The organism is Crossiella sp. S99.2, assembly GCF_023094165.1.
Taxonomy (GTDB): Bacteria; Actinomycetota; Actinomycetes; order Mycobacteriales; family Pseudonocardiaceae; genus Crossiella.
Genome location: NZ_JALMDK010000001.1, coordinates 744659 through 756847, shown reverse-complemented (window position 1 = coordinate 756847; position 12189 = coordinate 744659). Strand labels below are relative to the sequence as shown.

General features: G+C 72.9%; 10 protein-coding genes. 5 read left to right on the top strand and 5 right to left on the bottom strand.

Translation table 11 applies throughout. The features are described from left to right. Window positions 1–2 precede the first annotated feature (2 nt). Together MZC64_RS03745 and MZC64_RS03740 are read right to left on the bottom strand one after the other, a co-directional pair. Window positions 3–695 carry a response regulator transcription factor gene (locus MZC64_RS03745; protein WP_247755638.1) on the bottom strand — a complete coding sequence of 231 codons (693 nt, stop codon included), beginning with the start codon at window positions 693–695 and terminating at the stop codon, window positions 3–5. Beyond that, complete coding sequence (locus MZC64_RS03740) at window positions 692–2023, bottom strand: PspC domain-containing protein (RefSeq protein ID WP_374205609.1); 1332 nt, start codon at window positions 2021–2023, stop codon at window positions 692–694. Before MZC64_RS03740 ends, MZC64_RS03745 begins: the two co-directional genes overlap by 4 nt. 143 nt (window positions 2024–2166) lie before the next feature. Between MZC64_RS03740 and MZC64_RS03735 the strand changes: the two genes are divergently transcribed. From MZC64_RS03735 to MZC64_RS03725, 3 genes are all read left to right on the top strand, one after another. Next, window positions 2167–3705, top strand: coding sequence for a PspC domain-containing protein (locus MZC64_RS03735; protein WP_247755637.1), 1539 nt, complete (start codon window positions 2167–2169; stop codon window positions 3703–3705). Continuing rightward, complete coding sequence (locus tag MZC64_RS03730; RefSeq protein ID WP_247755636.1) at window positions 3695–3898, top strand: hypothetical protein; 204 nt, start codon at window positions 3695–3697, stop codon at window positions 3896–3898. Before MZC64_RS03735 ends, MZC64_RS03730 begins: the two co-directional genes overlap by 11 nt. A 124-nt stretch (window positions 3899–4022) precedes the next feature. Continuing rightward, on the top strand, window positions 4023–5060 hold the full coding sequence (locus tag MZC64_RS03725) for a LacI family DNA-binding transcriptional regulator (RefSeq protein ID WP_247755635.1): 1038 nt from the start codon (window positions 4023–4025) through the stop codon (window positions 5058–5060). A 79-nt stretch (window positions 5061–5139) separates the two neighbouring features. Here MZC64_RS03725 and guaA read toward each other — a convergent pair whose 3' ends face one another. Further along, window positions 5140–6714 (bottom strand): glutamine-hydrolyzing GMP synthase, encoded by a 1575-nt coding sequence (guaA, locus tag MZC64_RS03720; protein WP_247755634.1) that lies wholly within the window; start codon window positions 6712–6714, stop codon window positions 5140–5142. A gap of 78 nt (window positions 6715–6792) precedes the next feature. On the opposite strand from guaA, the gene MZC64_RS03715 reads away from it, so the two are divergent. Next, window positions 6793–7500, top strand: a complete 708-nt coding sequence (locus MZC64_RS03715; protein ID WP_247755633.1) for an aminoglycoside phosphotransferase family protein — start codon at window positions 6793–6795, stop codon at window positions 7498–7500. Window positions 7501–7527: 27 nt separating this feature from the next. Beyond that, complete coding sequence (locus MZC64_RS03710) at window positions 7528–8985, top strand: aldehyde dehydrogenase family protein (RefSeq protein ID WP_247755632.1); 1458 nt, start codon at window positions 7528–7530, stop codon at window positions 8983–8985. On the opposite strand, the gene MZC64_RS03705 is transcribed toward MZC64_RS03710, so the two are convergent. Both MZC64_RS03705 and MZC64_RS03700 read right to left on the bottom strand, forming a co-directional pair. Further along, a complete protein-coding gene (locus MZC64_RS03705; RefSeq protein WP_247755631.1) occupies window positions 8975–10441 on the bottom strand; it encodes an FAD-binding oxidoreductase in 1467 nt (488 codons plus the stop codon). The genes MZC64_RS03710 and MZC64_RS03705 overlap by 11 nt on opposite strands. A gap of 62 nt (window positions 10442–10503) precedes the next feature. Then, the gene (locus tag MZC64_RS03700) at window positions 10504–12048 is read right to left on the bottom strand and encodes an FAD-dependent monooxygenase (protein ID WP_247755630.1); all 1545 of its coding nucleotides are present in this window, start codon (window positions 12046–12048) and stop codon (window positions 10504–10506) included. Window positions 12049–12189 lie beyond the last annotated feature (141 nt).

The window sequence follows — 12189 nt, the reverse complement described above, 5'->3', positions numbered from 1 at the left end:
GCTCAGACCAGCCGGCGGTCGGAGGCCCAGCGGGACAGCTCGTAGCGGTTGGACAGCTGGGTCTTGCGCAGCACGCTGGACACGTGCGTCTCCACCGTCTTGATCGAGATGAACAGCTCCGAGGCGATTTCCTTGTACGCGTAACCCCTGGCCAGCAGGCGCAGCACATCGCGTTCGCGCGGGGTGAGCAGGTCCAGCTCGGGGTCGCGGATCGGGGCGGCGCCCGGCCGGTCGGCGAAGGCGTCCAGCACGAAGCCGGCCAGGCGTGGGGAGAAGACCGCGTCGCCCTCGCGCACCCGGCAGACCGCGTCCACGAGTTCGCGGCCGGAGATGGTCTTGGTGACGTAGCCGCGGGCGCCGTTGCGGATCACCGCGATGACGTCCTCGGCCGCGTCGGAGACGCTGAGCGCGAGGAAGACCACGTCCGGGAATGCCTTGCGGGCGCGGCGCAGCACCTCGTTGCCGCCGCCGTCGGGCATGTGCACGTCCAGCAGCACCACGTCCGGGCGGAAGTGCCCGATGCCCGCGACCGCCTCGCCGACCGACCCGGCCTCGCCGACCACCTCGACCTCGGCGTGCGCCTCCAGTTCGGCGCGCACGCCCGCGCGGAAGAGCGCGTGGTCGTCGACCAGGAAGACCCTGACCGGTCCCTTGGCCTCCGCCGGGGTCCCGGTGCTCTCGACCTCTTCGCTCACGTCCGTGCCTCCTTGCTCGCCCTGGGCATCTCGAGCTGGATCTCGGTGCCCTCACCGGGCGCGGTGCGCACGCGCACCTTCCCGCCGTTGCGCTCCATCCTGCCGTGAATCGAGTCGGCGAGCCCGTGCCGGTCGGCAGGCACCGCCTCCGGGTCGAATCCGGCGCCCCGGTCGCGCACGAAGACGTAGACCACCTCGGGCTCGACCTCGGCGTACACGCTGACCTCGCTGACCCCGGCGTGCTTGGCCGCGTTGACCGCGGCCTCGCGGGCGGCCTGCACCAGCGCGGCCAGCCGGTCATCCAGCGGGCAGTCGCCGACCACGACCTGCTGCACCCGGATGGCGAAGGTGTCCTCGACCTGGCCGCAGGCGATGGCCACCGCGTCGGCCACGCTCTCCCCGGCCACGCCGTGCGCGGGTTCCTCGGCCTCGGGGGCGGCGGCGCCGCGGCCGTAGCCCGCCGGGCCGTAGAGCCAGTTCCGCAGCTGACGTTCCTGGCCGCGGGCCAGCCTGCTGACCTCGCGCGGGTTGTCCGACTGCTTGAGGATCAGGGCGAGGGTCTGCAGCACCGAGTCGTGCAGGTGGGCGGCGATCTCGGCGCGTTCCTCGGTGCGGATGCGCGCCCGGCGCTCCTCGTTCAGGTCGCGGACCAGGCGCAGCCACCAGGGCACGGTGAGCACGCCGACGCCGAGCAGGGTGGTGATCACGGCCAGCACGGCCAGCTGGGCCTGGTTCAGGTCCACGCTGCCGACCAGGAAGAACACGATGCCCGTGGCGGCGAACAGGATGCCCGCGCCCATCCGGAGCACGGCCATCCGGCCGCCCTGGCCGAGCATCCCGGACTTGGCCGAGTCCCGCCAGCGCCGTTTCTGCGCCTCGTCGGCCTCCCGCCAGACCAGGGCGGCGCCGGCCAGCGCCACGCCCAGCGGGCCGACCACCCAGCCGCTGATCGCGCCGCTCCACATGCTCAGCGCGAGCGCCATGGCCAGGCCGATGGCGATCACACCGATGGCCTGCTGGCGCTGCACCGGGGTGTCGGTCTGCGGTTCGGCCCCGGCCATCCGCTGCGGCACCAGCAGCCACAGCAGGCCGTAGGCGAGCACGCCGGCGCCGGCGAAGGCGACCAGCACGGTGAAGGCGACCCGCACCCACAACACGTTGACGCCGAGGTGCTCGGCGAGGCCGCCGGCGACCCCGGCGAGGATGCGGCCGTTGCGGCGGCGGTACATGCGCAGCGGGAGCACCATGGTGGCCTCGCCCGTGCTGACGGGCGGCTGGCCCACGCCGCTGCGGTCGGTGCTGCCCGACGTGGCCTGGGAGTTCACCATGGCATGGTCACACGCGGGCAGTAGGGCCCGCATCGGGGCGGAACCCGGAGACCAGGCCTCGGGGTGAGGTCGGGGGGCTTCCCTGATGTGGCGGAGCGACCGGATGACCGAAGCTGTTCATCGTGAGCGGGACGGACGGAAACATGCGCGTCGAGGAGACGCTGCGCGACCTGTGGTCGTCGCGGCCACGGCGGCCCAAGGACGATCGCAAGATCGCCGGGGTGGCCGCCGCGATCGGCAATCGCTATGCGCTCGATCCGGTCGTGATCCGGGTCGGGCTCGTGGTGACGGCGGTGTACGGCGGCATCGGGTTGATCGTCTACCTGGCCGGGTGGCTGTTGCTGCCTGGTCCGGAGGACCGGGTCTCCCCGCTGGAGTCGCTGCTCGGGCGGGGCCACAGCGCCACGCCCAAGGTGCTGACGCTGCTGTTGCTCTTCGGCATGCTGCCCGCCTTCGGCTGGGCGGCCACCACCTTCATCGGCGGCATCTTCGCGCTGGTCATGGTGGTCGGACTGGCCTACCTGCTGCACCGCAGTCGCGGCAAGATGCCCGCGCCGCCACCCGCGGCGAGCTTCGTGCCGCCGCCGATGCCGCCCTTCCCCGCGCCGGAGACGACCATGAACCCCGGGCCGTACGTGCCCCCGGCGCCGCCGGAACAGCCGACCATGGACCTGCTGACCCCGCCGCCGCCCGCAGCCCAGGAGACCTCGGCTGCCCCGGAGCCCCAGCACACCGTTGACCTGGGCATCCACCAGGAGCAGGTGACCAGCCGGGTCGAGCCGGTGGCCGAGACGAGCACGCAGGCCGCGGACGCGCCGGTGACCGGGACGACCGCCGGGCACCCGGCCGAGGCGCCGCAGGTCACCCAGTCGATCAGCACGCCGGAGACGCCGGAGGCGCAGGCCCGCCGCGAGCAGCTGCCCGCGCCGAGCTTCCCGCCGGTGACCTATCCGGCCGTGACCTACCCGGCCGCGGGCACCCCGCCGCAGTGGGATCCGCTGGGCGCCGCGCCGTTCGCCTGGGACCTGCCGGAGCCGCGCCGCACCACCGAGGTGGAGGCCGAGCCGGAACCCAAGCGCAAGACCAGGGTCACCGCGGTGACGCTGGCGCTGGCCTTCATCGTGGGCAGCGTGTCCGGCATCCTGGCCGGGCTGGTGCCCTGGTTCACCGCACCGCACGTGGCGGGCATGGTGGTCGCGGTGCTGGCCATCGGCACCATGGTCGGGGCCTTCCGCGGTGGCGGCAGACTGCTGGTGGTGCTGGGCTTCCCGGTGGCCATCGTGGCGATCGGGCTGACCGCCTCGCAGTACTGGACGCAGACCGTCGGCGACCGGAACTACCGGATCACCTCGGTCAGTCAGCTGGAGCCGACCTACCGGCTCGGCGCGGGCTCGATCGAGCTGGACCTGAGCGCGCTGGACCTGAATGACCCCAAGGTCAACGCGAGCACCAGCATCGTGGTGGGCGCCGGGACGATCCAGGTGATCGTGCCCAAGAACGTGGACCTCGACCTCTTCTGCAAGTCCGCGATCGGCTCGGTCCAGTGCCTGGGCAACGAGCGCAACGGCGGCGGCGAGGTCAAGTTGGACGACAACGGGGCCGACGGCCCCGGCGGCGGCAAGTTGCGGCTGCGCGCGGAAGTGCAGGGACCGGGAAGCGTGGAGGTGCACCGTGTCGGCTGAACAGCAGACCGAACGCAAGCCGAAGGCAAGCCTGTTCATGGTGTTGTTCGGGCTGTGCGGCCTCGGTGTCGCCGCCTACGCGCTCACCGACGGGGTCATCTGGCAGGTGGTGGACGTGCGCTGGGCGATCGCCGCCATCGCGTTGTTCATCGGGCTGGCACTGCTCGGGAACTCCCTGCGTCCACGCAGGTAGGAGACCTGCCGGAAATCAAATCGATACTGAATTCACGTTTGACCCGATTGCGTCGCCCCGGTGGTTTCTTCCCACCGGAGCGGCGCATTCGGCTTTTTCGATCCATATCTGTATTAATAGCGGGGTGAAGACGCCGCCAGCCCTGCACGGAATCGGCCGCCCCACCCTGGAAGACGTGGCCGCGGTGGCGGGTGTGTCCCGCGCGACCGTGTCCCGGGTGATCAACGACTCGCCCCGGGTGAGCCCGGAGGCGCGCGAGTCCGTGCACGCCGCGGTCCGCCAGCTCGGGTACGTGCCGAACAAGGCGGCCCGGACGCTGGTCACCCGGCGCACCGAGGCGATCGCACTGGTGCTCTCGGAGGGCGAGAACAAGGTCTTCGACGACCCGCACTTCGCCACGGTGGTGCGCACCGCCACCGAGGAGCTGGCCGCGATGGACACCCAGATGGTGCTGATGCTGACCCAGGACGAGACCACGCACGCCAGGGTGCTGCGCTTCCTCGGCGGCGGGCACGTGGACGGCGCGCTGCTGCTGGCCCCGCACAAGCAGGATCCGCTGCCGGAGGCGGTGGCCAACCTGCCCATCCCGGTGGTCTTCGGCGGCAAGCTGTGGCTGCCCGAGGACGGCCTGCACCTGGTGGACAACGACAACGTGGGCGGCGCCCGGATGGCCACCGAGCACCTGCTCGGCCTGGGCCGCCGGACCGTGGTGACCATCACCGGCCCGTCGGATGAGAAGGCCGCGCTGGACCGGCTGGCCGGCTGGCGGCAGGCGATGAGCGCGGATCAGGACCGGGTCGCGCGGCTGAGCGCCTGCGGTGAGTTCACCCGGCAGGGCGGCGAGCAGGCCATGCGGGAACTGCTGGCCAGGGTGCCCGAGCTGGACGGGGTGTTCGCGGCGAACGACCTGATGGCCGACGGCGCGCTGCGCGCACTGCGCGCGGAAGGCCGCCGGGTGCCGGCGGAGATCGCGGTGATCGGCTTCGACGACCAGCCCGCGGTGGCCCCGCTGTCCGACCCGCCGCTGACCACGATCCGGCAGCACCCCGGCGAGCAGATGCGCCGGATGGTGCAGATCCTGCTCCGCCTGGTCGCCGGCGAGGACGTGCCGCCCGGCCGGGAGATCCTCCCGACCGAGCTGATCCGCCGAGCCTCCGCCTAACCCGCCGAGTTGGCCCAACTCGTACGCCCGGTTGGCCCAAGTGGGCGTCCCACTTGGGCCAAGTCGGCGGCGGTGGGGGTCATTCCCACTCGATGGTGCCCGGGGGCTTGCTGGTGACGTCGAGGACGACCCGGTTGACGTCGTTGACCTCGTTGGTGATGCGGGTGGAGATGCGTTCCAGGACGTCGTAGGGCAGCCGGGTCCAGTCCGCGGTCATCGCGTCCTCGCTGGAGACCGGGCGCAGCACCACCGGGTGGCCGTAGGTGCGGCCGTCGCCCTGCACGCCCACCGAGCGCACGTCGGCCAGCAGCACCACCGGGCACTGCCAGATGGTGCGGTCCAGACCGGCCGCGGTCAGCTCCTCGCGGGCGATGGCATCGGCCGCGCGCAGCAGGTCCAGGCGGGCCGCGGTGACCTCGCCGATGATCCGGATGCCCAGGCCCGGTCCGGGGAAGGGCTGGCGGTGCACGATGACCTCCGGCAGGCCCAGCTCCAGGCCGACCCGGCGCACCTCGTCCTTGAACAGCGCGCGCAGCGGCTCGACCAGCTTGAACTGGAGGTCCTCCGGCAGGCCGCCGACGTTGTGGTGGCTCTTGATGTTGGCCGCGCCGGTGCCGCCGCCGGACTCCACCACATCCGGGTACAGGGTGCCCTGGACCAGGAAGTCGTAGTGCTCGCCGGACTGGCCGGCCTCGGTCTGCAGATCGCTGGCGGCCTGCTCGAAGACCCGGATGAACTCGCGGCCGATGATCTTGCGCTTCTCCTCCGGGTCGGTGACCCCGGCCAGCGCGGTGAGGAAGCGCTCGCGCGCGTCCACGGTGACCAGGCGGACGCCGGTGGCGGCCACGTAGTCCCGCTCGACCTGGCCCCGCTCGCCGGCGCGCAGCAGGCCGTGGTCGACGAAGACGCAGGTCAGCCGGTCGCCGATGGCCCGGTTGACCAGCGCCGCGGCCACCGCGGAGTCAACCCCGCCGGAGAGGCCGCAGATGGCCTTGCCGTCGCCGACCTGGGCGCGGATCAGCGCGACCTGCTCGTCCACGATCGAGGAGGTGGTCCACTGCGGCCGCACGCCCGCGATCTCGTGCAGGAAGCGGCGCAGCACCTCCTGGCCGTGCGGGGAGTGCAGGACCTCGGGGTGGTACTGGACGCCGGCGAAACGGCGCTCGACGTTCTCGAAGGCCGCGACCGGGGCGCCGGTGCTGGTGGCGGTGACGGTGAAGCCCTCGGGGGCCTTGGTCACGCAGTCGCCGTGGCTCATCCACACCGGGTGGTGGCCGGGCAGGTCCTCGTGCAGCACCCCGCCGTCCTCGGCGATGGTCAGCTCGGTGCGGCCGTACTCCCTGGTGCCGGTGTGCTCGGTGGCCCCGCCGAGGGCGACCGCCATGGCCTGGAAGCCGTAGCAGATGCCGAACACCGGGATGCCGGCCTCGAACAGCTTCGGGTCGACCTGCGGGGCGCCGTCCTCGTACACGCTGGACGGGCCGCCGGAGAGCACGATGGCGGCCGGATTGCGCTTGATCAGCTCGTCCACCGATTCGGTGGAGGGCACGACCTCGGAGTACACCTGGGTCTCGCGGACCCGGCGGGCGATCAGCTGGGCGTACTGCGCGCCGAAGTCGACGACGAGCACGGGGCGGTCGGTGTTACTGGCCACCGTGGCGAACCTCCAGGTCAGGACCGGGATCGGGGAAACCGATTCTCCCAGCCGCACGGGCCCGGTTAACGTCCGGGGGTGGACGAGGAGCAGCTGCTGGGCGCGGGCGTGACGCAGGTCGCGCGGGCCGGGGACACGGTTCGACGCACCGCCAGCAGGTGGACACCCGCCGTGCACGAGCTGCTGCGTGGTCTGCGCCGCGCCGGGTTCACCGAGGCGCCGGAGCCGCTGGGCTTCGACGAGCAGGGCCGGGAGGTGCTCAGCTTCGTGCCGGGCGAGGTGACCGACGACCCGCGCACGGAGGCGGCGGTGGTGTCGGCGGCCCGGCTGCTGCGGCGGTTCCACGACGCGAGCGCGACGCTGGTGGATCGGCTGCCGCGCACCGGCTGGCAGTTCCCGGCACTCGAACCGGCCGAGGTGATCGTGCATGGCGACTTCGCGCCGTACAACCTGGCCTTCGCCGGGCCGGACGCGGTCGGCATGATCGACTTCGATACGGCCCGGCCGGGTCCGCGCTGGTGGGACATCGCCTACGGGGCCTACCGGTTCAGCCCACTGCCCGATTTCGCGCACCGGGCGAACCTGTTCTGCACGGCCTACGGGCGCGAGCTGGCCGAGCCGGAGCTGCTGCCCGGCCGGGTGGTGCGCTACCTGCGCTGGCTGGCCGGGCTGATCAGGGAGCAGGCCGCGGCGGGGCACCCGGCCTTCTCCCAGCACCTCGCCGAGGGCCACGACCTGGGCTATCTGGCCGACGCCGAGCGGATCGCCGGGATCACCCTGTGCTGAGGCCGGGGGCAGGCTTACGGTGATTCCATGACCGACCTCGAGCCCCCGAAACCCCGCCCGTCCTGGATCGCCGGCAGCGCCGAACCCGGGGTGACCGAACTGGTCGTGCGCCATCCCTTCGACGGCAGCGAGGTGGCCACCGTCGGGGTGCCCGGACCGGAGCAGGTCGAGCGCGCGGTGGCCGCGGCCGCCGCGGTGTTCACCGAGTTCCGCTCCTCCCCCGCGCACCTGCGGGCCAACGCGCTGGCGCACGTGTCGAAGCGGCTGGCCGAGCGCACCGAGGAGATCGCCGAGATCATCACCGCCGAGAACGGCAAGCCGCTGAAGTGGGCCGTGGGCGAGGTCGGCCGCGCGGTGCACACCTTCCGGCTGGCCGCCGAGGAGGCCCGCCGGTTCACCGGCGAGCTGACCCGGCTGGACACCGATCCGGCCGCCGAGGGCCGGGTGGCGATGATCAAGCGGATCCCGCGTGGCCCGGTGCTGGGCATCTCGCCGTTCAACTTCCCGCTCAACCTGGTGGCGCACAAGGTCGCCCCGGCGCTGGCGGTGGGCGCGCCGATCATCATCAAGCCCGCCCCGCGCACCCCGCTGACCGCGCTGATCCTGGGTGAGATCCTGGCCGAGACCGATCTCCCGGCGGGTGCGTTCTCGGTGCTGCCGGTGGGCAATGAGGCGACCGCGGCGCTGGTCAAGGACGAGCGGCTGCCGGTGGTCAGTTTCACCGGCTCCGGGCCGGTGGGCTTCTCCATCATGGACTCGGCGCCGCGCAAGCACGTGGTGCTGGAGCTGGGCGGCAACGCGGCCGCGGTGGTCTGCGGGGACTGGAGTTCCGAGGCCGACCTGGACTTCGCGGCCAAGCGGATCGCGTTGTTCAGCAACTACCAGGCCGGGCAGTCCTGCATCGCGGTGCAGCGGGTGCTGGTGGACCGCTCGGTGTACGAGGACTTCCTGCCCCGGCTGGTCGGCGCGGTCGGCGCGCTGCGCACCGGCAGCCCGCACGACCCGGACGTGGAGGTCGGCCCGCTGGTCGACGTGGCCGCGGCCGAGCGGGTGGAGCAGTGGATCGCCGAGGCGGAGCGGGCCGGGGCGAAGATCCTGGCCGGCGGCACCAGGGACGGGTCCACGGTGGCGCCGACCGTGCTCACCGAGGTGCCCAAGGACGCCAAGGTGTGGTGCGAGGAGGTTTTCGGGCCGGTGCTCGCGGTGGCCGCGGTGGACGGCGTGGACGAGGCATTCGCCGAGGTCAACAACTCCGCGTACGGGTTGCAGGCCGGGGTGTTCACGCACGATATCCAGACCGCGTTCCGGGCGGGCACCGAGCTGGAGGTGGGCGGCGTGATCATCGGCGATGTGCCGTCCTACCGCGCGGACCAGCTGCCCTACGGCGGGGTGAAGGGCTCCGGCGTCGGACGCGAGGGCGTGCGCACCACGATGACCGACTTCACGCAGGAGCGGGTGGTGGTGCTCACCGGCGTCAGCTGGTGAGCCCCTGGGCGAAGCGGAACACGCCGTCCGGGTCGTACCGGGCGGCGGCCGCGCGTAGCCGGGCCAGGTTCGGGCCGTAGTAGGCCTGCGCCCAGTCCCGCTGCGCGGGGTCGAGGTAGTTGACGTAGCTGCCCTTGCCGACCAACCCGGTCAGTGTGTGCTGCACCTCGGTGACCGCGCTGGTCTGCTTGGCCAGGTCGGCGCGCTCGGCCGGGGCGTAGATCTGCACGCTGGCCAGGGCTTGACGGTGCGGGAAGGCGGTCTCGGCCACGCCGATGTCGCCGACCGCGCCGCCGAGTCCGTCGAAGAGCAGGTCCATCTTGCGGCCCTGGAGCTGGCTCACCACCTGGTCCAGGCCGGTGATCTTGTGCTCCATGATCCGGGAGGCGGCGGCGAAGCCCTCGCGCTTGCCGCCGCCGCTGCCGGCGAAGTGCCGCATCGCGTCCAGGTAGCCCTTGGGCTGCACCAGCCGCTGGCCTGGGCGCGCGCCGGTGGCGCTGATCAGCCGGTCCAGCAACGGGTTCAGCCCGGCCGCGCCGCCGACGTAGCAGCCGGCGACCACCGGCACCGGGGGCGCGCCGCCGAGCAGGTGGCAGATCGACCACAGCTCGGGCGGGGCGGCGGTGATCCAGTCCTGCCAGGCGCCGAGCACCGCGGCCCCGGACCCGGCCGGGAAGCGCAGCGAGAACACGGTCAGCCCCGGCGCCGGCACGGTGCCGAACTCGAACTGGGTGACGATGGCCAGGTTGCCGCCGCCGCCCCCGCGCAGGGCCCAGAACAGTTCCTGCTCGGAGTCGGCCGAGGCGGTGCGCAGCGACCCGTCCGGCAGCACGACCTGGGCGGAGCGGAGGTGGTCGCAGGTGAGACCGAATTTCCGGGCCAGCACGCCGATCCCGCCGCCGAGGGTGAGTCCGGCGATGCCCACCGAGGGGCAGGATCCGGCGGGCAGCGCGCGCCCGGCGCGGGCCAGCCCGGAGTAGACATCGGCGAGTTTGGCACCGGCGCCGATGATCGCGGTGCCGTCCGGCCGCACCCGCACGGTGTTCATCGGCGAGACGTCCAGCACCAGACCGCCGGCCGGTGCGCTGTACCCGGCGTAACTGTGCCCGCCGCTGCGCGCGGCCACCGGGATCTTGGCCCGGCGCACCACGTCCAGGCAGGCCTGCACCTGCTCGGGGGTGCCGCAGCGGGCCAGCGCGGCCGGCGGGGCCGGGGTGAGCGCGGAGTTGAACGGGGACCAGGCGTTGGCGAACTCCGGGTCCTGCGGCAGCAGCAGGCTGACCTTGCCGCGCAGACCCGCCCAGTCCGGCGGCGGGGGCGGGCCGGTGCTGCCGGGCGGGGGCGGCGCGCTGCCGCTGGTGCCGCTGATCGGGGCGGTCTCGCCGCTGCCGCACGCGCCGGTGGCCAGTGCCGCGGCGCCGATCCCGGCCAGCCGCAGGAATCCACGACGGTCCATCCGTTCACCTCCTGCCGTACAGGAGACGCCTGATGGGGTGCCCGCGTTGGGTGTAAGCCCGGTCACCACCCGGTCGCGCGACGCAACGCGCTGACCAACCCGGCGCCGAGGTCCCCGGCACGCAGCACCGCGGCCAGGTGACCGTCCGGCCGGACCAGCGCGGCCGAGCCCGGCGGCATGCGCAGCGCCTCGGCCAGCGCGCCGCCGTCGGCGGCCTCCTCCAGCGGCTGCACGTGCACCGGCGGGCCCTTGGGGATGCGCGGCCGGGAGGCCACGGTGAGCAGGTGGAACTCGGGGCCGAAGTGTGGACGTAGTCGCCCGTGGCCGGTCAGCGGGGCGTCCGGGCAGAGCACACCGGGCAGCGGTGGCCGGGCCTCGCCGGGATCCCGCGGGAAGGCGGCGATCTCGGTGGGCTGGGCCGGCGTGGTCAGCGGGGAGTCCAGGTAGTAGTAGGGCTCGGCCAGCTTGCCGGAGTCGATCTTGGCGCGGGCCGCGGCCTCGCGCACGCTGCGTTCCAGCACATCCCGGCGGTAGGCCTGTTCGGCGCCGGTGCGCGGCACCAGGAAACGCATGGTCTCGCCGGTGACCCGCAGGTTCTCCCTGGCCGCGGCCCGGCGTTCGGCGTCGTAGGAGTGCAGCAGCACCGGCCCGCCCCAGCCAGCCCGGTCGAAGGCGATCTTCCAGGCGGCGTTCTCCGCGTCGGCGATGCCGGAGTTGAGCCCGCGCGCGCCGAAGGGGCTCATCACGTGCGCGGCGTCCCCGGCCAGCAGCACCCGGCCGATCCGCATCGCGGGCACGCAGCGCTGGTGGAAGCGGTAGACCGAGGCCCATTCCAGCTCGTAGTCGGCCTCCCCGACCACCGAGCGGACCAGGGTCTCCAGGCCGCCGTTGTTGCGCTGCTCGGTCAGGTCGAAGTCATCCGGCACCTGCCAGTCGATCCGCCAGCGGCCGCCGGGCTGCGGGTGCACCAGCACCTGGCGGCCGGGGTTGGCGGGCGGGTCGAAGTAGAAGCGGCGTTCCGCGGCGTGGGTGAGCGGGGCGCAGATGTCGGCGATGAGGAACTTGTCCCGGAAGCTGTAGCCCTGGAACGGCAGGTCGAGCAGTTGGCGGACCAGCGAGCGCGGGCCGTCGGCGGCCAGGCAGTGGCTGCCGCGGAAGGTGCGTTCGCCCACCGGCGCGGCCACCGTGACCTCGACGCTGTCCCGGTTCTGGGTCAGTCCGACCACCTTGTGCGCCAGGTGCACGGTGATCAGCGGTTCGGCCGCGACCCGCTCGTCCAGCAGCCGTTCCAGGTCGGTCTGCGGCAGGTTCACGAACGGCGGGAAGCCCGGCCGGTGCGGCAGCCGGACGGTGAGCACCTCGTGCTCGCGGTAGTAGGTGCGGCCGGTGTGCCAGGTGACCCCGGCGGCGGCCACCCGCTCACCGAGTCCGACCCGCTCCAGGATGTCCAGCACATCGCCCTGCACGCAGATGGACCGGCTGCCGACCGCGGACCGCCGGGGGGCCGCCTCCAGCACGATGCTCGGCACTCCGGCCCTGGCCAGGAGCAGCGCGCCCATCAGACCGACCGGGCCGCCGCCGACCACGAGCACACACTCCGCACTCATGCCCGCTCCCTGACGTCCTCTATCGGCTGATCCATCCCCACACTGTGCCAGCGGTCACACTCGCGCGGAACATTCCGTGATGGATCAGCTACATGCCGTACCCCAACGGCCGAGATCGTCACCATTCCGCCCACTGAGCGT

Excerpts from the sequence above, each read along its gene's own strand:
- MZC64_RS03740 (WP_374205609.1), bottom strand. The coding sequence starts at position 2,023 with ATGGTGAACTCCCAGGCCACGTCGGGCAGCACCGACCGCAGCGGCGTG.
- MZC64_RS03735 (WP_247755637.1), top strand. The coding sequence starts at position 2,167 with ATGCGCGTCGAGGAGACGCTGCGCGACCTGTGGTCGTCGCGGCCACGG.
- MZC64_RS03700 (WP_247755630.1), bottom strand. The coding sequence starts at position 12,048 with ATGAGTGCGGAGTGTGTGCTCGTGGTCGGCGGCGGCCCGGTCGGTCTG.
- MZC64_RS03710 (WP_247755632.1), top strand. The coding sequence starts at position 7,528 with ATGACCGACCTCGAGCCCCCGAAACCCCGCCCGTCCTGGATCGCCGGC.
- MZC64_RS03705 (WP_247755631.1), bottom strand. The coding sequence starts at position 10,441 with ATGGACCGTCGTGGATTCCTGCGGCTGGCCGGGATCGGCGCCGCGGCA.